Raw genomic sequence first — 21,903 nt, 5'->3', positions numbered from 1 at the left:
ATCGTCGACACCACCACTACGTGCCAGCTGCCCTTACCAAGACTTCACGCGTCGCCTCCCAGTTTCCTGGTCGTCATGGCGCATCGAAGGCATCCTGCCCAAACATCAGGGTAATTGCTGAGTTCCTGTATTGCGCAAGCGAGATCTCTGTCTTCGTTCTGTGAAAAGGCTTGCCGAATTGCTTCCCAACCACGCAACGTTACAGTGGAAGAGACGATCCACCTGGCATCTTCCGCCTAGGCTGAAGCACAAGCTGCTGCCTTGAGCCGGTTCACGAGCTGCAAGGTATTCTCTCGTGATTTGGGCAAGGTCTAAGCTAAAGCCAACTATGGCCTCCTGCCTCTCGGCGCACACTTTCGCCCAACGTTGGAGCGTAGGCAATATTGTATTAGCGTCAATTTGAATACCGCCATCGTCGGTCCCGGCTCAGCCCCTGGCGCGGCGAATAGGCAGTGGTGGCGATCACCGCTGGGCGGCGCAGGGCGCGGGCCTATCCGCGTCTCAGCCGCAGCTCGCGCGTGACTCCCGGCGACGAAATTCGAACTCCGGACCCCTAGAGTCGAAGTTACTGGTGTCAAAAATAGTTGTTTTAGATGAATTACTTAATCAAAATGTCATTTTCGAAAGGCTGGAAAACCAAGATCATCGGATCGCCTAGAGTTGAGGCTTCGTTTCGCGCACTTCAGTCGCTTCTGTTCGCGTGATCGATCCAGCCGTTGGCGATTGAGCAGCATGGAATCGCCGAATTCATGCGTGCGATATCGGTGCTCGGCGAAGGCTGCGGAGGCCTTGGCGAGCAGGGCATCGTCGGCAAAGGCTCGCAGGAGCTCGAAATGGCTTTCGCCGGGCTGGTGGACGCCTGTTAGAATCGCATCGACCACGCGAAGTGGCGTGCCCAGCGCGATACGCCCTGTCGCAATGCCATTTCCGGCACGCACATTGCCGTCGGGGTTGGCAGCTGCCTCAAGCGCGCGCACCACGCTCGTGCCGATTGCGATGATGCGGCTTCCGCGGAGCTTCGCCCGCGCGACCTGCGCCGCCGTGCGCTCGGGAATGCGGTACGGCTCGTCGAGAGGGAGGCGCAAGTCGAGAGCGGGGTCCCCAGTGGAAGACACGCCCGCGGCATGCGTGAGTGTTGCGAAGCCCACGTCTCGCCGACGCCAGGCCTGGAGCGTGCGCCAGTTGAGTGCGAAGCCTGCCGATGGCGCCTCGAACGCCACCGGCCCGGCGGCAATCTTCGTCCAGACATTCCAAAGTGCCAACGGTTCGCGAACATGCGCATATTGGATCGGCCGGCCGTGCTGCGCCAGTCCTGCAAGCACCGCTGCGCGGTCGCCTGGGAAGCGCAACTCGAGAAGGCGAGGATGGTCGAGAAGGCACTCTATGACGGCTTCAAGCCGGCCGAGCCGGAGGTGATCGCCTGGTGATAGCGGGGGCGGAGGCAGCCGATTTTCCGTGCGCATTCGGTGATCGCCCGCGCCGAAGGCAATCGCCAGGAAGTTGGTTGGGTCGGGAAATGTCAGCCAGCCTGCCAGGCGGATCTCGATCGCCTCGTCGCTGGGAAGGTGCGTGCCGCGCAAGCTGGCAGGCAAGGTCGCGGCGTCATTGGCGATGACCAGATCGCCGGCATCGAACAGTATCGCGAGTTCAGTGCGCGACAGGTCGCGCGTCGCGCCGTCCGCCTCCACGACGAGCAGCCTGGCGGCGCGCCGATCCGGACGGTCGGCGGCAATCATCCGCGTGTCTCGGCGAGAAGTGTTGCGCCGGCCGGCAACGTATCGAGCATTTTTTCGATGATCTCGGCAGCAGCCAGGTCGGGACGCTTCAATGTCGACGGATCGGCGTTAGGAAGCGCCAGCGCGTGCAGCGGGGTGTCCATATCGCCGGGATCGAGCGCGAGGAGCCGGATGCCGTCGGCCTTCGCCTCCTCGTCCCAAATCGCCGTCAGGTGAGCAAGAGCGGCCTTGCTCGCACCATACGCGCCCAAGCCGGGATAAGCGTTCACCGCCGCGTCGCTGGAGATGTTGATCACCAGCGCGCCACGGCCCTCGCGCGCGGACGCGGCAAGTGCACCGAACAGTGCTTTCGTCAGCCGGAACGCGCCGACGAGGTTGACCGCGAGCGCTTTTTCCAGCTCTTCGCACTCGGTATCGGCAAGGAGCGCCAGTGGAACGGGCCCGAGGCTCGACGCATTGTTGATCAGAACGTCGAGCCCGCCTAGGCTCGCGGTGACCTGCAACGCGATCGGGTAGATGTCCTTTTTGCCGACGTCGCCGACGATGCCATGTGCGCCCGTCTCGTCAGCGATGCGTTCGACGTTCGCGGCAGTGCGGGCAACGAAGGCGACGAACGCACCCTCTCTGGCAAGCTGCCGGACAAGCGCCAGTCCTAGGCCGGACGTGCCGCCGGTGACTGCTACACGAAGTCCCTGAAGATCAATGTTGGTCAGCATTGACGATACTCCTTCAATCCATACAACCCATTGGTACAAGCTGAAGTTAACTTGAGGTCAAGCATTCATTCCGTGGATCGATGCGACCAGACTCACGTATCGCGGCGCACCTTCGCCTTGTCGGCCAGCGGGCTGATCGCATGCGAGCGGGCCGGAACGGGCGCAAGCGCAGCCGGATCGTGCCGAGCCGGATCGCCTTATCGTCTTGACGCCGCGTATTGGCTGTCGATCGAGGCATTGGCTCCGAGTTCGCCGTGATTATCGGGCCGGTGAAGGAAGCGTATCGCCGTGCAAGCGCCATCGGGTTGCGGCGGCGGAAACAATTCTCAACCTCGCCGAACGCCACCAGTACACTACCAATCTGCAGGCGCGGGGCTTGGGAGGCTCGCGATCGGGCCTGGTCGGACTGATGTTGCCCATCCACGACAATCGTTACTTCTCCGCCATGGCGCAGACTTTTGAGGGACATGTGCGCAGCCGGGGCCAATGCCCGGTCGTGGTCAGTGCCAGCCGCGACCAGGAGAGGAACGGCGGACGCGGAGACGTTTTCTCGATGACGGCGGCTTCGCCGGCTGACCAAGGCCCGCCGGCTGCACATGATCATGATCTGGACCGAGACGATCGGCTTCCTCGGAAGCTTCTCCACCGTTCTCACCTACTCAATGAAAGCCATGCTGTGGCTGCACATCACGGCGGTGCTGAGCTGTTTGTGCTTTGCCTATGGCGCCCTCATCGGCAGCTTATCCCTGAGCCTGTTGGAACTGATTCTGCTGCCGATCAATGCCTGGCGCCTGTTCGAACTTTTCCATCAAACTTAGCCGGGCCGAATTCAGGGGGCCTGAAAATGCCAACACCGCATCTCTGGCTGCTGCTCCGGTCGGCGCTTTCCTTCTGGGTGCTCGGCCGGATCTGGCTTGTGATCGCCGTTAGCGTGCGCTTTCAGGAAGTGGCAGAGCTCGTCGCAACGGCCGAGACGAGGCGCAAACTCGCCTAGCGCCTCAACGCCGCATAGTTCCGCTTTTGATGGGCGACAGTGGACCGGCGGCTTTCGGGATGACCATCTTCCCTGCCGAACAGCTGTGATGCGGCGCACTGCTGAAATCCAGCCCCGTAACTGACCGCTGGCTTTTCAGAACATGATGGCCTCTCGGCGAAGTCGAGAGGCCGTCGTGATCAGATCTCGGTCCCCTCGGCGAGTGTGAGCGCGTCCCCGATCTCGACATCCGGATGGCGAACCGTATTCTCGATCTCGGTGTGCCCAAGCAGGATCTGAACCGCCCGGAGGTTGCCTGTTGCCTTATAAGAAGCGGATCGAAACCGGAAGTTCGACGCGAATTCAACAGAGAGCTCGCCCGCTGTTCACGGCTGCTCTACGCGCTCAGTCCTAAGATAAGCCGCCAGAGAACTGGCCTTCCAGAAGCGACGCGGGTCAAGGGAACGTCGCCTCGCCGGGCATCTTTGCAACCGCGACGATCACTCTGGCACGCCGGAGATGCCCAGCGCCTCGACGTAACGCTCGGCGAACACCTCGTCCAGCCACGGGTTGATCTGTCTCTGCAGGGTGAGCGTGTAGGTCGGGAATGCCTTCATAAGCCGCCGCGCCGCCGCCTGCGCCTCGTCCAGCCGGTTGAGTTTGACCAGCGCCATGATCACCACCCGGTGCGAGGAGCCGTAGTTCGGCATCTCGTGCAGCGCGCGTTCTCCCCATGCCAGCGCTTCCTCGTAGCGCTCGAGCATCAGGTAGCTCATCCCGATGCCGGAGAGCGCGATGCCCTTCTCGGGGTCGACCGGGCTCAGCCGCATTGCCCTGTGAAAGTGCTCGATGGCGACGAGCGGGCGGCTGGAATGTGCGTTCACCCAGCCGCTGCCCGTATGGCCCTGCGCCGAATTGGGGTTGAGCAGCAGGGATCGCTCGATCGTGCGCAACGCCATCTCGTAGTCCTTCGCGCTGTAGGCGATCACCTGCGCGGCGAAGCGCAGGGTCGTGGGATCGTCGCGCGCTTCCGCCAGTACCTCTCGCGCCATGCGCGCGGCGACTCGGATATCGTCGGGCTCGTGCCAGCACTGGCTCACGGATAGGCTGCGGATATAGGCGCCGAGTGCCTTCGCCAAGTTGAAGCCAGGGTCGATGCTGAGCGCCTCGTTGGTGAGCCGGCGCACGTCGGCAAAGCCTTCGCGCGTCATGCTGTAGAAGCGCGGCAGCGCGCGAAGGTAGAGGTCGTAGGCGCTGATGTACTCGGTCGGCTTCATGCGCGCCTGCTTGATCTCCTCCAGCCGGATGCTCGGTTCGACTGCGCCGACGACGCTCTCGGTCACCTTGTCCTGCAGGTCGAAGATGTCGCTCACGTCGCCCTCGAAGCGGTTGGTCCAGACATGATGTCCGCTGATCGCGTCCACCAACTGTCCACTGATGCGCACCCGCGATCCTGCTCTGCGGATGCTGCCTTCTAGCACGTAGCGGACGCCCAGCTCGCGCCCGACCTGGCGCAGGTCCACCGCCCGGCCCTTGTAGGTGAAGGACGAGTTGCGGGCGATGACGAAGAAGGAGTTCACCCGGCTCAATCCCGTGATGATGTCCTCCACCAGCCCGTCGGCGAAGTATTCCTGGTCGGGGTCGCCGCTCATGTTGGTGAAAGGCAGAACCGCGATCGAGGGTTTCTCGGGCAAGGGAGGCGGTGCAGCCACCGAGGCGCTGGCGTCGGTCTCGACGCGGTAGGCGCGCACGGGCCGCTCGATGTTCTTGAGGCGCAGGTTGCCGAGCGGCGTGAAGCCGCAATCGAGCTTGCCCTGAAGGTGGTCGTAGGCGGTGCCCGAGACGACCACGGTGCCGGGATCGGCGATGCTTTCGAGTCGGGCGGCGATGTTGACCCCGTCACCGTAGAGGTCGCCGTCCTCCTCGCAGACCACGTCGCCGAGATTGACGCCGATGCGCAAGCGAATCCGCTCTTCCTCGGACCTCTCCGCCTCGTGTTCTGCCAGGGCCTGCTGGATCGCCATCGCCGAGGTCACCGCGTTAACGACGCTCGCGAACTCGCACAGCATCCCGTCGCCGGTGAGCTTGACAATCCGACCCTGGTGCTCAGTGACCAGCGGTTCGAGGAGGTCCTTGCGGTACATCTTCAGCCGCTCGAGCGTGCCGCGCTCGTCGCGCTCCGTCAGGCGCGAATAACCGACCACGTCGCAAGCCAGGATCGCTGCGAGGTGGCGCTGCGTGGTCATTGCACCGGCAAGCCAAGCGCCTGCACGGGGGCCGCCCCGCGTCCGGGTCCTGCCAACTTCCTGACGCCCCACGTGCATCGTATCCATCTTTCCCAGTCGCTGGCCGTTGCCGATACAGAACGGAGAACGCAGCTTGACCTTGCCTTCACGAGATTTCGCTATCCGGCTTGCGAGGCGTGGAGCGTTCCAGTCGCCGCGCCTACGCAGACTCTGGAGACGTTGACACGTCACTCCCAGAAGGCCGGAGATATTTCCTGTCCTGTGTAACCGGTTGACGCCACCGTGGCGGTGCTTTTGTCACGGCGATGTAACAGCGAGATGCCCTACGAGCGCGCGCATCAGCCATTACACCAGACGTTTGCGCTTAGAGGTGCTGAGGTCGGCAGGTGGTGCGAGCGCGACCTTCAGCATGGTCAGCTGCGATGTCTGCTTTTGGGCGAAAGCAAAATCCGCCTCTGCGGCCGATATTGAAGCGCAAAACTGCCGTTCACTTCGTGATAGATGTAGGCCGGCTTCAATTCAGAACCGACCTCGGCCAAAGGCTACCTTTGAGCCAAGACGACCTTAGTTGCATGTGATTGGGCAAACAGGCCGACTTCCTCAGTCAGCTATTGTCAAGCCGCTCGGGTTTTCATGTCTTCGCCGCTCACCATTTTGGTCACGGCGGGGAAATCGAGCTTGCCTGAGCTGAGGACAGGCACTTTCGCAACGACGCGCACCTCGGGCGGTACCCTCAGGTCCATGGCGCCATGGGCCTTGGCGAAGACCAGGAATTCGGCACGCGTGGCGCTGACGGCCTCGGTGATGAGGATCAAAGCAGTCGAATTCGGCATTCCGACACGCATACGTATTGGTGGTCAGACTCGCTGGTGGACGCCCTGTTCCGCCTCCGGTTGGCGCGAGCTAGCCTTTCGAGCCGGCTGGGGCGATTGCGCCTGGAACAATATCCGTGTTCTGAGCCACCTTGATTCGCCATCCCGACTGCCCTTCTTGGGCAATCAGAAGCAATATGCCTTTCCTAACCCCGGCCGGGGAGCCGTTAGGAGCAAATGCTCCTGTTAGGGTCCAAGTGTAATGAACAGCAGCAAGCCCCGGAGCCAATTCCACAACCGACGAGATATCGCCTTCTAATCGGCTATCCCGAAACATGGTGTCATGGGTGGCTCGGTGCGCCGCTTCGATCTCGGATCGGTTCTTCCACCAAACACCTACGACGTTAACGAACTTAGCATCGGAAGCGAACAGAGACGCAAACTCATCCATGTCATGCCGGTTCCAAGCGTTCGCAAAAGCGGTAGCGACATGCTCGGGCTTACCAGACGTCACGCTCATGACCCACGTCTCCTGCGTACCTCCGCTAAGCATATAGGAGCCGGGACCGGATGCGACACGGCAAAGGTCAAATTTCAAACTGACGCACTACCGGCAGCGGAGGAATTGCGACATCCAATGTGGGATCCTGTTACGATCCCCTATGGCCATCCGAATAGTGGTTATCCTGGCGCTTCTTTCCGCCTTCGCCTACGGATTCGCAAAACTCGTTGAACGTTATGGCGGCGTTGGCGATCAGCCTTCTCCATGTGAGGAAGGCTCAACCCTTGATTGCCCAGACCGCAATGCGCCGCCACCTTAAACCTGAGCCTAAGCATTCGAGCGCGCTTGGAATAGGAAGTCGCGTTCGCGCCAATCAAGCGGAAGACCAAAGTCTGCACGGCAGAAGAGCGAATTGATGGCTATCATCGTGACATGATAGCGTTGCCGCACCTTGCCCGAGGACGGTGTCTTCGCGCCATTCCATGCACATGCCATGCGTCGCAGTTGCGCCACAAATGCTCAGGGCGCCAGTCCGGCCTTCCCCCCAAGTGACGATCATGGCGTCGAGGCGCCGCAGGCTGATGGATGTTGTCTGATCGATCATCTTTGATGAAACCGTACCGGATGAAGATGCCGAAGGGGGCGGAAGCCGACTAAGAGCCCGCCAATTTCGTCTAAGTTCATGTCCGCCGTTTGCAAGTAAAAATGCGAAAAGCCACTACGATGCAAGGACTTAGCTTGCGTTCTTGAGCCTTCGACCTTTTCTCTAGCACGCGGCAGTAGCCCGGAGCAGTGGGTCTGAGTGCCCCTATTCTGCTCCTAGTTTTTGACGTTCGGAGACGACTAGATGGCCAAAATCAAGCTAACGAAATCTGCGGTTGACGCCGCCGCCCCGCAGGACCGCGATTACGCATCCGGCAGGGTGAAGACGGTGCAGGGCGCCGCGATGCCGCGCAGCACGTGTTCGCCCAGCGGCACCAGCGGTGTGGTGGTCTCGGCGGCGACCGCGCCCGAGATCAGCACCGAGCGGCCGAGCGGCCGGCATAGCCCCTCCAGCCGGCTGACCAGGTTGACCGCGGGGCCGATGGCGGTGAAATCCAGCCGGTCGACGGCGCCGATATTGCCCCACAGCATCTCGCCGAGATGCAGCGCCGCGCCGAACGGCAGCCGCGGCAGGCCCTGCGCCTGCCGCCCCGCATCGAGATGGGCCATGCCGGCGCGGGCGGCGACGACGGCGCGCAGCGCCGCCTCGCAGGCCTCGGCCGGCGCAGCGGTGACCGGGAAAATCGCCAGCACGCCGTCGCCGATGAATTTCAGCACTTCGCCCCCGAAGGCGTGCACCGCACCGGCGACGCGGTCGAACCAGGCGTCGAGCGCGGCGATCACCGCCGCGGGCTCGGTTGCCTCGGACAGGGCGGTGAAGCCGCGCAGGTCGGCATAGAGCAGCGCGGCGTGAATGGTTTCTCCGGTGCCGCGGCGCAGGGCACCGCCCTGCACCCGGGCGGCACTGCGCCGGCCGAGATAAGCCTCGAGCAGCGCTGTCAGCGCCGCCCGCGCCGCAAGTGCGGCAAGGGGCGCCGCGGCGAAGCGCGCGGCCTGGCGCAGCCGGGCAGCCTCGGCGGGGCCGAACGGCCGGGTTCCGGCCCAGCCCAGCACCGGACTATCCGGCGCCCGGCCAACCGGGCCCTCCTGCACCGGGCCGAGCTCCGCCAGCCAGTCGCGCCCGGCCTGGCCGAGCGGACCGCCGGCGAAGCCCAGCGCCTCGATCACTGCCCCGGTCTCCGCCCGCCAAAGCCAGGTGCGGCGGGTGATGATGGGATGCGGCACCGCGAGCGTCAGCGCGCCGCCGGCCAGCGGCAGGCCGTCGGCCAGAAGTCGGCCGCCGAGCTCGGCCAGAAACCGGTCGGGGGCGGCCGAGGCGCCGGCCTCGTCCACCAGCCAGGCGAGAGGCGCGGGCAGATCCATGGTGCGATTATGCGGCCACCGCGCCCGGCCTGTCATCCGCGCCGTGACGATGCGCAGCCGGCCCGCCGATCTATCCTCCCCCCGCCCCCCGGCGCTGGTACGGTCCGATCCTCGATGGCGCCGGGTTCGACACGCCCTGCGAGCCGGCGTCCGCCGTCAAATTGCAACGGGCTCACGGGCGGCGATATCGAGCGCGGAAGGCCGTCACCCCCTGCCCGTGTGGCCGTATTTGGGATCCGGGCCGGGATCACGCCCGGCTGCAACCTCGCCCAGCCTGCCGAGGTAATGAGCCCAGCCCTCCGCATGGCCGGCGCATTGCTCGGCATTGGGCAGGCCGGTGTGGGTCAGGCGCAGCAGCGTTCCGTCCGGCTGCTCGATCAGATCGATCTCGACCAGGCTCGATCCCGGCGGCACCTCATCGCTCTCTTCCCAGCCGAAGCTGTATGCCAGACGGTGCACCGGCACCACCTCCCGGAAGGAGCCGCGAGCGACGCGAGCCCCGGTAACATTGACGAGATAGAGCCCGCCGGGCTGCGGCTCGAGCTGCGCCTCCGTTCCCATCCAGCGCAGGATCTTCTCCGGATCGGTCAGGAGGGCAAACAGCGCAGCGGGGGGCGCCGGGATGTGTGTCTCGCGGCGGACGACGAGGGCCTCTTGCATCGGCTTCCTCCATAGTTGCGACAGTTGGAGCAATTGTAAACCAGTTGGCTGCTCGTGCGATAGAATAGGATCGGACATCGACACTGGAGTGACAAGTGTGGCGAGATTCCCATGGCCACTCGCCAAGGAGCCGGTCCGTCTTGGCAATCCTGCCGGTGCCTTCGGCGAAGCGCCGGGCCGGTGATCTGAACATTCCCTTTTTCGGCGAGATCTTCGGCAAACGAACGGCGGGAGTTGGATATGAGACCGGAAATGTTGCTCGACACAAAGGGTCTCGCCAAGTCGGCCATAGGCGAGTGTTCAGGTTCTGAGCAGCAGGCTTGAACTTCTGTACGACAACCGATCTCAGCCTGATCATTCTCCCAATTGACTGCCGAAAATGACCGCCTTCCTACAATTAGCCGCCAAGCCACATTTGGCACTTGCAAACTCGCGCTGGGGTGTCGACCGCTTCTCTCACGCTCCCCCCATATAGATTTCCATGATCTGCCGGTCGTCGCGCACGTCCCGACGCGTCCCCTCGAAGCGCTTTTCGCCGGCCGCCAGGATGTAAAGCTTGTCCGCAATCGGCATCGCCTCGCGGATGTTCTGCTCCACCATCACAATGCCGATGCCGTGCGCGGTGAGGGTGGTAATGCGTTCGAGCGTCTCGATGACCATGGCCGGCGACAATCCGGCGGAAGGCTCGTCCAGCAGAATGAAGCGCGGTTCCGAAACCAGCGCCCGCGCCAGCGCAAGCATTGCCTGCTCGCCGCCCGAAAGCGAACCGGCCGCGGTACGGCGCCGCCGTGCCAAAGAGGGATATTGCTCGATCAGCGCCTCGATGCGCTGTTCGACTATCCGCCGGTCCGCGATGGCGTAGCCACCCATGCGCAAATTCTCCGTCACTGTCAGGCGCGGAAACACACCGCCGCCCTGCGGCATCAACACCAGCCCCTGGCGCACCACTTCATGGACGGCAAGGTTGGAGAGTGTTGATTCGCCCAGGCTCGCCGTGCCGCTCCACACCGGCAGCGCGCCGACAATGGCTTTGAGTAGGGTCGACTTGCCACTGCCGTTCGGCCCGAAGATGCAGGTAATCTTGCCAGCTTCCGCGCTCAGCGAGACGCCATGGACGATCTCCTGCTTGCCGTAGCCGGTAACGATGTTGTCGGTGGTGAGCGTGGTGCTCATTGCGGCCGCCCCAGATAGGTCTGCATAACCTCCGAATTGCGAACGATGTCGTTGAAAGGCCCTGTGGCCACGACACGGCCCGCATCCATGACGATTATGCGGTCGCACACGTTCCGCACCATTTCCATGTCGTGCTCGATGACCAGGACGGTGGTGCCGCGCTCGCGCAGCCGCGCGATGGCATCCACGATGATCCTGCGGATGCTGGGATGCACGCCCGCCGTCACCTCGTCGAGCAGAATGAGCGAGGCCTGGCGCATCACAACGCGCCCGAACTCCAGCAGTTTCTGCTGGCCGCCCGAAAGATCGGATGCGCGGTTGTCTGCGACATGCTCCAGCTTGAGCAGCGCCAGCGTATCGGCCGCCCGTTCGCGCGCGCCCTGCCAGTGGCCCTCGGCCGCAGCCGCCAGCAGGTTTTCGGTGACGCTCATATTGTCGAACATGGCCGGAATCTGGAAGGTGCGAGCAAGCCCCAGCCGCGCGATCGCGTGAGCCTTTCGGCCGCCGATTTCGTGACCGTCGAAGCGGATCTGGCCACGATCCGGCGTCACCGTGCCCGATATTAGGTTGAACAGAGTCGACTTGCCAGACCCGTTAGGTCCGATCAGGCCGGCGATCTCGCGCCGACCGACGTCAAGGGAGACACCGTTGACGGCCTTGATGCCGCCGAAATGGCAGTGGAGTTCGCGCACGACGAGAATAGGCTTGCCGGTGCCAGCCGTTTTGCCCTCGGCGGCGCTCAACTGGGCCGTCCCGGGCCGCCGCCGACAAGATTGCCGACCGCCTTGTCCAGCACGGCGCCAGACTTGGCCACGCGCCTCGAAAACAGGCCGGCGATGCCGTTTGGCAGGAACAGCACCACCAGCACGATGGCCGCGCCCAATATGGCGATATAGAAGGCGGTGTCACCCCAGTACATCCAGATGATGCGGTTTACGACAAAGAGCGCCACAGCGCCCAATGCCGGCCCCCACAGGCTGCCCAGCCCGCCCAGCAGCACCATCACCACCATCTGATCGGTGATGTCGCCGCCGAAGACGCTTTTCGGATTGATGAACGTGACCCAGTAGGCGAAGATCGCGCCGAATACCGAGGCGGTGACGGCACTGAGCACGAAGGTCTGCAGCTTGACCAGCGAAGTGTTGATACCGATAGCCTCGGCCGCCGGCTCATGATCGCGCAGCGCCTTGACCTTCAGCCCGAAACGCGAGCGCTCGAACAGCGCCCACGTAATGAGATAGGTGAGCGCAGCCGCGCCGAACATGGCGAAGTAGAAGAAGCGCTCGTCAAGAAAGGGCGGCAGCCCAATGCCGCCGATGCCGCCGGTGAAGTCCATCACCGAGGCGAACTGTATGAGCACCTCGGCGAAGGCCCAGGTGGCTATGGCGAAATAGGCGCCGCGCAGGCGCAGCGTCGGCGCGCCGATGATGATGGCAAACAGCGCCGTCACCACGATACCGGCCGGGAGGGTGGCGAAGAAGGGCCAGGCGAGCCTGTCGCCCATCAGCAGCGCCGTAACATAGGCGCCGAGCCCGAAGAAGGCCGAATGGCCGAAATTGATGTAGCCGGCATAGCCGCCGAGCATGTTCCAAGAGCAGGCCAGCCCCGCCCACATCAGCGCGCCAGTGGCAATGCGCAGCCAGTAGTTGTTGACCAGCATCGGCAGCAGCGCCAGCACAACGATCACGGCGATCAGCAGGAGGAGGCCGGCCCAGCTTGGCTTCATGTCCCGCCTCACAAGCCGTGCCGCAGGATCCCGCGCGGAGACACGAGAAGGACGAGGAATAGGGTGCCGAAGATCGCCAGCAGCGAATAGCTCGACCCGACATAGGTCGCGACGAAGGCTTCGATGACGCCGAGCAGCAGCGCGGCGACGAGGGCACCGCCGACGGAGCCCAAGCCGGCAAGCACAGCCACGAAAAATGCGAACAGAGTATAGCGCAGGCCGACTTCCGGGTTCACTGAAAAGATTGCACCCATTAGTACGCCGGCCATGGCAGTGATGCCTGCGTAGAGCCCGTAAACAGTGGCGCTGAGGCGGCGGATGTTGACGCCCATTAGTGCGGCGTTCTGCCGGTTTTCAGCCGTCGCTCTGATCGCCAACCCATAGCGGGTGCGGTAGAGGAACAGGAACAGTCCGCCGGCGATGGCGATCGCGAAGACCGCCGCGGCCACGCGGATCAGTGGCACCGTCACGGGCCCCACGGCGAGGCTCTCGCCGCTCAACACGGTCGGCACGCTGTGGGTATTGAAGCCCCACGCGGTCAGCATGCCGCCGCGCAGCAGCGTGAACAGGCCGAAGGTCAACGCAAGCGCCATCAATTCCGGCCGCGCCGTGCGGCTGTTGCGGACATTGTAGAGGATCGGCCCGATCAGATAGCCGATGGCGCCGAACAGCACGAAGGCCACCGGGATCGCCAGGAATCCGTCGACACCCAGTCCGGCACCCATGTAGTAGCCGAGATAGCCGCCCAGCACGACCCAGCCGCCCACCGCGAAATCGATGACGTGCAGCACGCCGAAAGCGAGCTGGAAACCGATCGTAAAAGTGGCGATAACGCCGCCGATCAGAAGGCCGTTCAGCAAGGTCTGTAGGAATAGATCCAACGCGGGAACCGTCCGTCAGCCAACGAAAGAGCGGAGTGCCGCGGCAAAGCGGCCGTACACACGATAGCATGGTCCGTCATTTTCCGAGCACGCGCAACCACCGTCATTGCGCCGGGCAAGGGTGATGGCGACGAGGCCCGCCCGCACCCTGCCCAGAACCGGCTATTTCCAAGCTGGCAGCGGGTAGGTGAGGTCCGCTGCCGCGGCCTCTTTCGGCCCCACCGCTACGGTCTTGCCACCCTGAATCTGGATCAGCACCGGCACCGGCTGGACGTTGTCGTGGTAGTGGATGCCTTCCTTCTCGAACTTGATCGGTCCGTAGAAGGTCTGGATGTCGGTCGCGGCTATCGCGTCCTTAAGAGCCACCCTGTCTTCAGGCGTGAGCCCCGGCTTCTTGCCAAGCCGCTTGACGGCATCGCCGAAAACGAGACCGCTGGCCGCGCAGGCCGCTTCGGTATAGTCGGGCTCGTGCCCGGACTTCTTTTGCGCCATCTCGGCAAACTCCTTTGCGGTGCCGAAGAGGTCGTCCTTATATGGAACTGACGGCAGCCACACGGAGACGCCGCAGGTGCCGTCGGCGTCCGTGGCGAGCGCCTGGGCGAAGGCCGGGTCGGTGACGCCATAGTGCATTATCAGCGCCTTGGGCCGGAAATTCAGCGACTTGGACGTCTTGACGACATTGATGAGCGGCTCCTCATGGCCGCCGACGGCGACGATATCGGGATTAAGCGCTGCGATCTTGGAGATGACGGGGGTAAGGTCGCCCGAGGCCGGCACCAATTCGTAGGCGACGACTTCCAATCCGGCCTCCTTGGCCCCGTCGCGAAAACCTTCGCCGGTTTCCTTCGAGAAGGGTTCGTTGACGCCGATCACAGCAATCGTCTTGGCCATGGGGTTAGACAGTTTCGCCAGCACGGCCAGCGATTTGCCCGCAGTGGTGTCCACGGCCGGGATGATGCCGAAGTTGAATTCCGGCTTGGCCTTCCAGACGTTTGGCGATTCCGCGGAGCCGGAAATCATCGGCACCTGGTACTTCTGGCAGATCGGCTGCACGGCGATAGTCGAGCCGCTGGTGTAGGGGCCGAATAACACGTCGACCTCGTTCTGGACGATCAGGCGCTCGGCGGCATCGGCGCCGGTCGCGGGGTTGCTTTGGTCGTCACCGTAGAACATGTCGACCTTGAAGCGCTCGCCGGCGACTTCAACCCCACCCTTGGCGTTGATGGCCTCGGCCCATAGGTCGTAACCGCGTTTGGTCAGGTTGCCGCCGAGGATGTTCTCGCCCGACAGCGAGGTGATAACGCCGGCCTTGAATGTCGTCACCTGCGCGCGTGCCGCTCGCACAAACGGGCCCAACGGGCCGGCTGCGAGGGCGCCGGCGCTGACGCCGAGGAACCGACGGCGCGAAAAACGTTTGCTGTTCGTGAACATCACTCAACTCCCTTCATCCGGTTATCAGATTGGAAACCGACGATATCTCTTGTTTATACCACTGTATGCCTTTTGTGCGGACAGAGAAGATATGCCTGGGTCAACAGGCGATGCGTAAGGCGGCTTCGGGTCATCAACGCGTAGAGGCGCCGCAGGCCGTGGATGCTCAATGCCTCGTCGTGCACCAGCTTCGTCGACGAATGCCTTTTGGGCGCCATTGGCGCCGCGAGCAGTTGTAGACGCGGCTCCTATTCTGCACCTAGACAGAGCAGCAGGTGCTCCCGATCGGTCGCTGGCGATGCAGGGCGTGGGAGCCAGCCCGCATCGTCAAATTCGCCGGCCACTCGCTGCGCGCTGACCTCGCCTCGTCGGCCGAGGTCGACGAACGCGATGTGCAAAAACAGCTCGGCCATACCTCCTCGGAGATGACCCGCCGCTGTCAGCGCCGCAGACATCGCTTCCGCATCAACCTGACCAGGGCTTCCGACCTCGAGGCAAAAAACCCCTCCTCTGCCGTTATTCCGCCGCTCAGGTTCGCGCGAACGCCTTCACCCTGAGCGCCAACAGACTGGTTTCTGCCATTCGGGCAGCCCCGGAGCCTCCAGGCCTGTTTCATCGCCAGGACAGCTGGTCTTTCGGCAACCGACCGCTCGGATCGAACACGTTCACTTTGTGCGGAAGATCGGGGCCCCAGTACCATAGCACCAGATTGCGGTCTTCCGTCTCCGCGCCCGGAGCAAAACTCGGCACCAGAATTCCAGCGATGCCTTCAGGCCGCAGCCGGTCATGGATGGACCAGGATGCAGGTCGCTCTCCGTTGCTGAGAGCCGTGGCCCAGGCGCTGCCCATGTCCGCAAGCGTGACAAAAGATTCTCCCCTCCCCCGCTCGGTTGTCAGATCAGTGATGTCCTCGCAGTCCACCTCATAAGAGCACAGCACGCAGGGGTCGATGCGATGCGCGAAGCCCTGGTTGGCTTCCTTGACAGCTGTCATGACGGTCAGCGCCAGATATAGCGCGGGCACACCTTTGGGATTGAATCGAGCGCCCCTGATCGCCGCTCCATCACCGGAACTCGGCTTGAATGCCCAACGTGGATGATGCGCCCGGTAGCAGGTTCCGACAAACCTCAAGCAAAGCCACCCAAGGCCATGTGATCGAGGTAGTCGCGAATAGCAGCGGCCTTGCCGTCCTTCACGAGGGCTTCGGCGGTCCGTCCACCGAATGCCGGCAGCGGCTGGGCTCGGTACCAGGCCATGGCCTGTTCCTTGCCTCCCGCCCAATCCGTCACGCGGCTGATGATCTCGAGCATCTCGCGCAGACGGCCCTGCGTCTTGGCCGTTCGGCTGCGCTCCAGCCGATAGAGGGTTTCGCGGGCAAGCCCGGCCGTCTGAGCCAACTGAGCCTTGGACATTCCAAAGCTGTCGGCCACCTGGTCAACGGCAATTTTCCCGGCCCGGTCCATATAGGACAAAACCAGGGGTTCCTTCTGCACGGATTTCTTGAGGACCTGCCCCATGGAGTTCCTTGTCATATTAACAGCCGCATTTACTGTGCAAAACATATGGCGCTTTTCGACTGGTTTCAAGCTCCAAGCGCATGGCGCCCCGAGAACCGGTCTTTGCACAGCTCCGAACACGACGGCAGCGCTGGATGAGGCGCGCGCCGTCAATGCGGGAACAGGACAGCTTGCGGAGTTGCAGCCCGGTGGTGAAAGTTGGGCGGAGGCCTATGTGGCGAGCGGTGACATGGCGGAGGAAATCGGGAAGTTGAAAAGCCCAAGAGGCAAGCCGATCATCGCGCACGGCGGAGTGAGCTTTGCCCGCAGTCTCGCCGCTCAGGGACTGGTCGACCAGCTCGCCCTGATGGTGGTGCCCGTGGCGCTGGGCAAAGGCCTGCCGCTGTTCTCCGAAGTCGCCGCGCCGATGTCTCTCAAGCTGACAAGCTCGAAGGCATTTCCGGGGGCGCGGTGGCGCAGATCTATCGGCCGGCGTGAGCCCTGGCGAAAGTCCGGTTGCCGGCAATCTATCTACTCATGGACAACTTATTCATTCGGCGCGTGCCACCCTTCCATCAGACTAGCTAATTTCCCAGGCGATGAATCGGCAGGCTCTTCGGCACGGTGCGTGCGCTGCATGGCGTCTCCCAATACGCAACAAGGCCCCTCACGGGGGCCTTGTCCTGTCAACTTTTGCTCTGAACTCATTTCCCCATCAACTGCTTGGCATTCTCTGGCGTGATCGCGGTCGTGGCCACCGTCACCGTCGGCTCCACCGACGAAGCACAATCAAGCAGAATCTTCTTCGACATCTCGATCGCCTCCTTGGCGCCGGTCGGGTAGGTGAAGGTTGCCGCCCAGTCGCCCTTGGCCACGGCCTCGATGCCACCGGCTGGGCCCGGCAGGCCGTCGGTGCCGATAATCTTGACCTGCTTGCCCGCGCCCTTGGCTGCAAGCAGCGCGCCGGCTGCCATCATGTCGTTCGAGGCGTAGAGCACCTTGATGTCGGGGTGCGCTTGCAGCATGGCAGAAAAAGCGGTCTGAGCTTTGTCGGGCACCCAGTCGGCGGCCTGCTCGGCCACCACCTGGATCTTGTCATTTTCCTTCACACCATCCTTGAAGCCGTTGAGTCGCTCCACCGCCGGCGTCGAACTTGGCAGGCCTTCAAGCACCGCTGCCTCGCCGCCTTCCGGGAGCAGGGTCTTTGCGGTGTATTTGCCCGCTTCGAGCGCGATCTTGTAATTGTCGCCGCCGATGAAGGCGGTGTAGTCTTTACCTGGGTCGCCTACCGTCTTGCGGTCTAGCTCGATCACAGGAATGCCGGCATCCATGGCGCGCTTCACCGCCGGGGTCAGGGGCGCTGCCTCGAAGGGCGAGATCAAGAGCAGATCGACTTTTTGAGTGATGAAGTTGTCGACCTGCGATGTCTGCGTGTTGACGTTGCCGGCGCCATCGGCGATCTGCAGCGTGAACTGAGACACTTCCTTGACCGCCGCGCTCAGTTCGTCATTGACATGCTGGCGGTAGGGCTCGGCGTTGTTTGCCTGCGAAAAGCCAATGATGAACTGGCCGTCCTTGGCGCAGGCCTTGACCATAGGGTCGGCGGCCTCTGCGGTGCCCGCCATGCACAGGCACGTGCCGGCGAGCAGTCCAAGCCGCCAGGCACGCCACGATCCTCGTTCTATGGTTCTCATGCTCTCTCTCCTCCTTTTGGGGCCGCTGCGGCCAGACCTTGGTTTTTAACGCCTTCCACTTGCTCGCCGTCTGCCTGCTATCTGCCCAAACCCTCGCGGCGGCGAACAAGGGATTGAAGCACTGCCGCCAGCACGATGATCGCGGCGGTCGCGAGCAACTGCATGGCCGGGGTAATGTTGTTGAGCTGAAGGATGTTGGCGAGCGCGCCGAGCATGATAGTCCCGGCGACGGTGCCGACCATAGAGCCGGCCCCACCGAACAGGCTTGTCCCGCCAATGACCACTGCTGCGATTGCCGTGAGCTCATAGCCCATGCCGTCATTGGCGCTGCCGAAATTGAACTGGCCGGCATGAACGATGCCGGCAAGGGCGGCGGCAAAGCCGGTGATGGCATAAACTGACATCTTGACCACCGAGACCGGCACGCCGGAAATACGCGCCGCCCGCTCGTTGCCGCCGACGGCAAAGACATAGCGGCCGAAGCGCGTCGTGTTCAGTACCAAGGTGGCAATGGCGGCGAAGACGATGAAGACAATGGTCGCCACCGGCACGGTGTTGTTGAACAGACGCTCGCCCAGCACCGCGAAAACAGGTGGCGCCAGGCCGGGGCCGTCGCCATAGGAAATGTTGATGTACTGGTTGCCCGAAACGACCAGCGCGAGCCCCCGCGCCGCCTGCAGGCCGGCGAGCGTGACAATGAACGGCTCGAGGCGAAAGCGGCTGGAAATCATGCCCTGGATCATGCCGAAGACGGTGCCCATTACCAGCACGGCGAGGACGGTCGGGATAAGCCCGAAGCCGCCGGAGATCATCATCGTTGCGGTAACCACGCTGGAGAGACCGAGCACGGCGCCCACTGAGAGGTCGATGCCGGCGGTGATGATGACGAAGGTCATGCCGATTGCGATAATGCCGGTCTCAGACACCGCGCGCACGATGTTGGCCATGTTGTCGGGCGCAAGAAACAGGATCTCGCCATGGCGCCTCGGCGAGAAGATGACGCCGCCGATCGCCACCAGCACCAGGCCGATCAAGCTCTGGAAGCGCACGACCAAAGCGAGCGGATCGCGATGCACGGGTGCTGCCGCCAACGGGCCGCCTGCAACCGAAGTCGTCTCGTCAGACATTAGGCCTCCTTGCCGTTTGCTGCGGCCAGCACCGTGTGCTCGTCGACGCCGCCGATGAATTCCGCCACATTGCGCCCTTGGCGCAGCACCACGATGCGGTCGCATAGGCCGATCAGCTCAGGCATTTCGCTGGAGGCGACCAGAATGCCCAACCCTTGAGCGGCCAGTTGCCTCAGCCGCGCATAGATCTCGCCTTTGGCACCGACATCGACGCCGCGCGTCGGTTCGTCGAGCAGCAGCAGACGCGGATTGCCTAAGATTTCCTTAGCCAATACCACCTTCTGCTGGTTGCCACCCGAAAGCGCGCCGACGGCGATGTCGGGATTCTTCGGCCGGATGTCGAACTGACCGAAGGATTGCTTCACCGCCTCCGCCTGCCGGCCCGGCGACATCAGTCCGGCCGGCGAGAGGCGGCGGATCACCGACATGACCAGGTTGAGGCCGACAGCCATCCTCAGCATTAGGCCGCTGCCGCGACGGTCGTCCGTGACGAAGGCGATGCCGGCCGCTCGCGCCGCCCTGATCGAATTGAGCTTCACCTGACGGCCGTCGAGGGCGACACAGCCCTCCCAGTGGCCGGAGAGGCCGGTGCCGTAAAGCGCGCTGAGAAGTTCGGTCCGCCCTGCCCCCATGATGCCGGCCAGTCCGACGATCTCCCCTTCATGCACATCGAGCGAAAGCCCTGTCGGGGCCTGCCAGCCGGCACTGTCGCGCGCCAGCCGGAAGCTTGCATCGCGCAAGCTGAGCAGTGCCCGGCCGACTGCTTTAGCGCGCTGGGGATAAAGCTCGTCGAGCGGACGCCCGACCAGCAGCCGCACCAACTCGGCTTGCGGCGCGTGCGGCTCGGTGACGCCGGCGACGCGCCCGTCGCGCATCACCGTCACCCGGTCTGCGATCTCGGGCACTTCCTCCAGCCGATGCGAGATATAGACGATGCCGATGCCGCTGGCGGCGAGCTTGCGCATGATGTCGAACAGCCTTTCGACCTCGCCCACCGTCAGGGCCGCCGTCGGCTCGTCCATGATCAGCACGCGCGACGCGTAGGACAGCGCCTTGACGATCGCCACCACCTGGCGCTGGCCGATCGAGAGATCGGCGACCAGTCGTGCCGGGTCAATGGCGAGTCCGATCGCTTCCAGCCGCCTGTGGGCCTCGCGGCGCATCGCCGCCACATCGAGCAAGCCGCCCGGGCGCATTAACTCGCGGCCCAGGAAGAGGTTCGACGCCACATCGAGCGTCGGTACGAGATCGAGCTCCTGGAAGATGGTGGCAATGCCGGCACCCTGCGCTTCGCGTGGATTGCTGAAGCGCACTGGCTTGCCGTCGATCTCAATCGTGCCTTCGTCCGCCGCATAGACGCCCGACAACAGGTTCATCAATGTCGATTTGCCGGCGCCGTTCTCACCGAGAAGGGCGTGGATTTCACCGGCCCTGAGCTCGAAGTCGACGCCGCGCAGAGCCTGGACACCACCGAAGCGCTTGACCGCGCCGGTGACCCAAAGCAGCGGCGCGCTCATCTCGGCCTCGCGCAGGATTGGCGGGCATGAAGCGTGGCTTGGAGTCGGACGGTGCGCGGCTCCGTCGCGGAGGATGCGATACGAGCGCTGAGCAAAGCGGCCGCCTGCCGGCCGATCTCGGCGCAAGGCTGCGCCACCAGCGTCAGCCGCGGCTCGAAACAATCGGCCCACTCGAAGTCGTCGAAGCCGGCAAGCGAAAGATCGCCCGGTATCGCCAGGCCCATTTCGCGGATCGCGCGGACTGCTCCGATCGTCGTCATGTTGTTGCCGGTGACCAAGGCCGTGGGCGGCGACGGCAAAGACAGTATGACGCGGGTCGATGCTGTCGCGGACGCGGTGTCTACGTTCCCGACCGACAAATAGCGCGGCAGGCAGTCAAGTCCGTTGCCGGCCAGGGAAGACCGGAACGCCTCGACGCGTTCGCGGGTCGTCGCCAAGCCCGGCTGGCCAGCGACGAAGCCGATCCGCTTGTGGCCGAAGGAGGCGACGTGATCGATAAGGGCTCGCATTGCCGAATGGTTTTCAACGCCGATCTGGTCGAAGCGCTCGTCGGCCAAGCGGTCTATCAAGACGCAGGGCAGCTTCTTCTCGGCCAGATAGTCGATCGCTCGCTGCGGCGCGCCCGATGGCGCCAGAATGACGCCGTCGACCCGCCGCTGATGGAACGCACGAACTACCGAAAGCTCGCGATCCGGGTCGTCCTGGGTGTCGGACAGGAAAACCATGAGGCCGAGACGCGCGCACTCGGCCTCCACTGCGCAGATGATGTCGGTGAAATAGGGATTGGAAATTGCCGAGATTGCCAGGCCGACGCTGTTGGTCGTCGAGACCTTGAGAGAGCGCGCCAGTTCATTAGGCTGATAGCCCATCGAGGCAATCACGTCGTTGATGAGCTTCGCCTTCTCGGGCGATACAAAACGGGTGCGGTTGACGACATGCGACACGGTCGAAACCGACACGCCCGCGCGGCGCGCCACTTCAGCCATTGTCGGCATGGCGGCTCGAATGGGGTGCTCGCAAGCGCTCCTCCCTCACTGTGTTTCCCATCCGCTCTTGTTCTGATTGGCGATTAGGCGAAACGATAATGCAATCGAAACGTTTGCGCAATCGTTTCGATGCTCAACATGCCGCAAACGAGATCAACGGCCGTTCCAGGTGATTGTCCGTAAGCGGGCAGCTGAGGCCGTTCAGCGCTGGTAATTCCATGGCATGAGGGCGTCGATATCGCTGTTTGGCCAGCCATTGGCA

General features: G+C 63.3%; 21 protein-coding genes and 3 pseudogenes. 5 read left to right on the top strand and 19 right to left on the bottom strand.

Going from position 1 to position 21,903, the window contains the following annotated elements; genetic code table 11:
- Positions 1 to 614: 614 nt before the first annotated feature.
- Both NKH70_RS26790 and NKH70_RS26785 read right to left on the bottom strand, forming a co-directional pair.
- Entirely contained in the window at positions 615 to 1,736 is a 1,122-nt protein-coding gene (locus tag NKH70_RS26790; protein WP_352913542.1) for an S-adenosylmethionine:tRNA ribosyltransferase-isomerase, read from the bottom strand.
- On the bottom strand, positions 1,733 to 2,452 hold the full coding sequence (locus NKH70_RS26785) for an SDR family NAD(P)-dependent oxidoreductase (RefSeq protein WP_353026531.1): 720 nt from the start codon (positions 2,450 to 2,452) through the stop codon (positions 1,733 to 1,735). The genes NKH70_RS26790 and NKH70_RS26785 overlap by 4 nt, the downstream gene beginning before the upstream one ends.
- Positions 2,453 to 2,765: 313 nt before the next feature.
- Here NKH70_RS26785 and NKH70_RS26780 point away from each other — a divergent pair.
- From NKH70_RS26780 to NKH70_RS26770, 3 genes and pseudogenes are all read left to right on the top strand, one after another.
- Positions 2,766 to 2,975 (top strand): annotated as a pseudogene (locus tag NKH70_RS26780) (LacI family transcriptional regulator); the annotation flags it as partial.
- Positions 2,976 to 3,054: 79 nt separating this feature from the next.
- Positions 3,055 to 3,270 carry a cyclic nucleotide-binding protein gene (locus tag NKH70_RS26775; RefSeq protein WP_352913538.1) on the top strand — a complete coding sequence of 72 codons (216 nt, stop codon included), beginning with the start codon at positions 3,055 to 3,057 and terminating at the stop codon, positions 3,268 to 3,270.
- Positions 3,271 to 3,296: 26 nt separating this feature from the next.
- On the top strand, positions 3,297 to 3,446 hold the full coding sequence (locus NKH70_RS26770; protein WP_352464145.1) for a hypothetical protein: 150 nt from the start codon (positions 3,297 to 3,299) through the stop codon (positions 3,444 to 3,446).
- Positions 3,447 to 3,625: 179 nt separating this feature from the next.
- Here NKH70_RS26770 and NKH70_RS35865 read toward each other — a convergent pair.
- From NKH70_RS35865 to NKH70_RS26720, 11 genes and pseudogenes are all read right to left on the bottom strand, one after another.
- Positions 3,626 to 3,763: pseudogene (locus tag NKH70_RS35865) on the bottom strand (integrase); the annotation flags it as partial.
- Positions 3,764 to 3,925: 162 nt separating this feature from the next.
- Complete coding sequence (locus NKH70_RS26765) at positions 3,926 to 5,671, bottom strand: adenylate/guanylate cyclase domain-containing protein (RefSeq protein WP_352913536.1); 1,746 nt, start codon at positions 5,669 to 5,671, stop codon at positions 3,926 to 3,928.
- Between the two features lie 614 nt (positions 5,672 to 6,285).
- Complete coding sequence (locus NKH70_RS26760) at positions 6,286 to 6,504, bottom strand: hypothetical protein (RefSeq protein ID WP_502908401.1); 219 nt, start codon at positions 6,502 to 6,504, stop codon at positions 6,286 to 6,288.
- 70 nt (positions 6,505 to 6,574) lie between these two features.
- Positions 6,575 to 7,003, bottom strand: a complete 429-nt coding sequence (locus NKH70_RS26755; protein WP_352913534.1) for an SgcJ/EcaC family oxidoreductase — start codon at positions 7,001 to 7,003, stop codon at positions 6,575 to 6,577.
- 888 nt (positions 7,004 to 7,891) lie between these two features.
- Positions 7,892 to 8,950, bottom strand: a complete 1,059-nt coding sequence (locus NKH70_RS26750; RefSeq protein WP_352913533.1) for an adenylate/guanylate cyclase domain-containing protein — start codon at positions 8,948 to 8,950, stop codon at positions 7,892 to 7,894.
- A gap of 204 nt (positions 8,951 to 9,154) precedes the next feature.
- Positions 9,155 to 9,610: an SRPBCC family protein gene (locus tag NKH70_RS26745; RefSeq protein WP_352464137.1), complete on the bottom strand. Its 456-nt coding sequence runs from the start codon at positions 9,608 to 9,610 to the stop codon at positions 9,155 to 9,157.
- 456 nt (positions 9,611 to 10,066) lie between these two features.
- Complete coding sequence (locus NKH70_RS26740) at positions 10,067 to 10,783, bottom strand: ABC transporter ATP-binding protein (protein WP_352913532.1); 717 nt, start codon at positions 10,781 to 10,783, stop codon at positions 10,067 to 10,069.
- A complete protein-coding gene (locus tag NKH70_RS26735) occupies positions 10,780 to 11,526 on the bottom strand; it encodes an ABC transporter ATP-binding protein (RefSeq protein WP_352913530.1) in 747 nt (248 codons plus the stop codon). The genes NKH70_RS26740 and NKH70_RS26735 overlap by 4 nt, the downstream gene beginning before the upstream one ends.
- The gene (locus NKH70_RS26730) at positions 11,523 to 12,509 is read right to left on the bottom strand and encodes a branched-chain amino acid ABC transporter permease (protein ID WP_352913528.1); all 987 of its coding nucleotides are present in this window, start codon (positions 12,507 to 12,509) and stop codon (positions 11,523 to 11,525) included. Before NKH70_RS26730 ends, NKH70_RS26735 begins: the two co-directional genes overlap by 4 nt.
- Positions 12,510 to 12,517: 8 nt before the next feature.
- The gene (locus NKH70_RS26725) at positions 12,518 to 13,390 is read right to left on the bottom strand and encodes a branched-chain amino acid ABC transporter permease (RefSeq protein ID WP_352464127.1); all 873 of its coding nucleotides are present in this window, start codon (positions 13,388 to 13,390) and stop codon (positions 12,518 to 12,520) included.
- Positions 13,391 to 13,552: 162 nt separating this feature from the next.
- On the bottom strand, positions 13,553 to 14,821 hold the full coding sequence (locus NKH70_RS26720) for an amino acid ABC transporter substrate-binding protein (protein ID WP_352464125.1): 1,269 nt from the start codon (positions 14,819 to 14,821) through the stop codon (positions 13,553 to 13,555).
- A 311-nt stretch (positions 14,822 to 15,132) separates the two neighbouring features.
- Between NKH70_RS26720 and NKH70_RS26715 the strand changes: the two are divergent.
- Positions 15,133 to 15,312: pseudogene (locus NKH70_RS26715) on the top strand (integrase); the annotation flags it as partial.
- 121 nt (positions 15,313 to 15,433) lie between these two features.
- Here the strand turns inward: NKH70_RS26715 and NKH70_RS26710 are convergent.
- Positions 15,434 to 15,952 carry an RES family NAD+ phosphorylase gene (locus NKH70_RS26710; RefSeq protein ID WP_352464123.1) on the bottom strand — a complete coding sequence of 173 codons (519 nt, stop codon included), beginning with the start codon at positions 15,950 to 15,952 and terminating at the stop codon, positions 15,434 to 15,436.
- Positions 15,949 to 16,338, bottom strand: coding sequence for an antitoxin Xre/MbcA/ParS toxin-binding domain-containing protein (locus NKH70_RS26705; protein ID WP_352464121.1), 390 nt, complete (start codon positions 16,336 to 16,338; stop codon positions 15,949 to 15,951). Before NKH70_RS26705 ends, NKH70_RS26710 begins: the two co-directional genes overlap by 4 nt.
- On the opposite strand from NKH70_RS26705, the gene NKH70_RS26700 reads away from it, so the two are divergent.
- A complete protein-coding gene (locus tag NKH70_RS26700) occupies positions 16,337 to 17,059 on the top strand; it encodes a dihydrofolate reductase family protein (RefSeq protein ID WP_353026526.1) in 723 nt (240 codons plus the stop codon). The genes NKH70_RS26705 and NKH70_RS26700 overlap by 2 nt on opposite strands.
- On the opposite strand, the gene NKH70_RS26695 is transcribed toward NKH70_RS26700, so the two are convergent.
- From NKH70_RS26695 to NKH70_RS26680, 4 genes are all read right to left on the bottom strand, one after another.
- Complete coding sequence (locus NKH70_RS26695) at positions 17,022 to 18,011, bottom strand: substrate-binding domain-containing protein (protein ID WP_352464118.1); 990 nt, start codon at positions 18,009 to 18,011, stop codon at positions 17,022 to 17,024. The genes NKH70_RS26700 and NKH70_RS26695 overlap by 38 nt on opposite strands.
- A gap of 77 nt (positions 18,012 to 18,088) precedes the next feature.
- Complete coding sequence (locus tag NKH70_RS26690; protein ID WP_352464116.1) at positions 18,089 to 19,138, bottom strand: ABC transporter permease; 1,050 nt, start codon at positions 19,136 to 19,138, stop codon at positions 18,089 to 18,091.
- On the bottom strand, positions 19,138 to 20,655 hold the full coding sequence (locus NKH70_RS26685) for a sugar ABC transporter ATP-binding protein (RefSeq protein ID WP_352718780.1): 1,518 nt from the start codon (positions 20,653 to 20,655) through the stop codon (positions 19,138 to 19,140). Before NKH70_RS26685 ends, NKH70_RS26690 begins: the two co-directional genes overlap by 1 nt.
- On the bottom strand, positions 20,652 to 21,650 hold the full coding sequence (locus tag NKH70_RS26680; RefSeq protein ID WP_352718779.1) for a LacI family DNA-binding transcriptional regulator: 999 nt from the start codon (positions 21,648 to 21,650) through the stop codon (positions 20,652 to 20,654). The genes NKH70_RS26685 and NKH70_RS26680 overlap by 4 nt, the downstream gene beginning before the upstream one ends.
- Positions 21,651 to 21,903: the final 253 nt, after the last annotated feature.

Origin of the sequence: Mesorhizobium sp. M0991 (genome assembly GCF_040318915.1) — a bacterium.
Taxonomy (GTDB): Bacteria; Pseudomonadota; Alphaproteobacteria; order Rhizobiales; family Rhizobiaceae; genus Mesorhizobium.
This window is presented reverse-complemented; position numbering and strand designations above follow the sequence as displayed.

Excerpts from the sequence above, each read along its gene's own strand:
- NKH70_RS26740 (WP_352913532.1), bottom strand. The coding sequence starts at position 10,783 with ATGAGCACCACGCTCACCACCGACAACATCGTTACCGGCTACGGCAAG.
- NKH70_RS26770 (WP_352464145.1), top strand. The coding sequence starts at position 3,297 with ATGCCAACACCGCATCTCTGGCTGCTGCTCCGGTCGGCGCTTTCCTTC.
- NKH70_RS26765 (WP_352913536.1), bottom strand. The coding sequence starts at position 5,671 with ATGACCACGCAGCGCCACCTCGCAGCGATCCTGGCTTGCGACGTGGTC.
- NKH70_RS26680 (WP_352718779.1), bottom strand. The coding sequence starts at position 21,650 with ATGCCGACAATGGCTGAAGTGGCGCGCCGCGCGGGCGTGTCGGTTTCG.
- NKH70_RS26705 (WP_352464121.1), bottom strand. The coding sequence starts at position 16,338 with ATGGGGCAGGTCCTCAAGAAATCCGTGCAGAAGGAACCCCTGGTTTTG.
- NKH70_RS26775 (WP_352913538.1), top strand. The coding sequence starts at position 3,055 with ATGATCTGGACCGAGACGATCGGCTTCCTCGGAAGCTTCTCCACCGTT.
- NKH70_RS26690 (WP_352464116.1), bottom strand. The coding sequence starts at position 19,138 with ATGTCTGACGAGACGACTTCGGTTGCAGGCGGCCCGTTGGCGGCAGCA.
- NKH70_RS26785 (WP_353026531.1), bottom strand. The coding sequence starts at position 2,452 with ATGCTGACCAACATTGATCTTCAGGGACTTCGTGTAGCAGTCACCGGC.
- NKH70_RS26760 (WP_502908401.1), bottom strand. The coding sequence starts at position 6,504 with ATGCCGAATTCGACTGCTTTGATCCTCATCACCGAGGCCGTCAGCGCC.
- NKH70_RS26685 (WP_352718780.1), bottom strand. The coding sequence starts at position 20,655 with ATGAGCGCGCCGCTGCTTTGGGTCACCGGCGCGGTCAAGCGCTTCGGT.
- NKH70_RS26745 (WP_352464137.1), bottom strand. The coding sequence starts at position 9,610 with ATGCAAGAGGCCCTCGTCGTCCGCCGCGAGACACACATCCCGGCGCCC.
- NKH70_RS26695 (WP_352464118.1), bottom strand. The coding sequence starts at position 18,011 with ATGAGAACCATAGAACGAGGATCGTGGCGTGCCTGGCGGCTTGGACTG.
- NKH70_RS26730 (WP_352913528.1), bottom strand. The coding sequence starts at position 12,509 with ATGAAGCCAAGCTGGGCCGGCCTCCTCCTGCTGATCGCCGTGATCGTT.
- NKH70_RS26700 (WP_353026526.1), top strand. The coding sequence starts at position 16,337 with ATGGAGTTCCTTGTCATATTAACAGCCGCATTTACTGTGCAAAACATA.
- NKH70_RS26790 (WP_352913542.1), bottom strand. The coding sequence starts at position 1,736 with ATGATTGCCGCCGACCGTCCGGATCGGCGCGCCGCCAGGCTGCTCGTC.
- NKH70_RS26720 (WP_352464125.1), bottom strand. The coding sequence starts at position 14,821 with ATGTTCACGAACAGCAAACGTTTTTCGCGCCGTCGGTTCCTCGGCGTC.
- NKH70_RS26750 (WP_352913533.1), bottom strand. The coding sequence starts at position 8,950 with ATGGATCTGCCCGCGCCTCTCGCCTGGCTGGTGGACGAGGCCGGCGCC.
- NKH70_RS26755 (WP_352913534.1), bottom strand. The coding sequence starts at position 7,003 with ATGAGCGTGACGTCTGGTAAGCCCGAGCATGTCGCTACCGCTTTTGCG.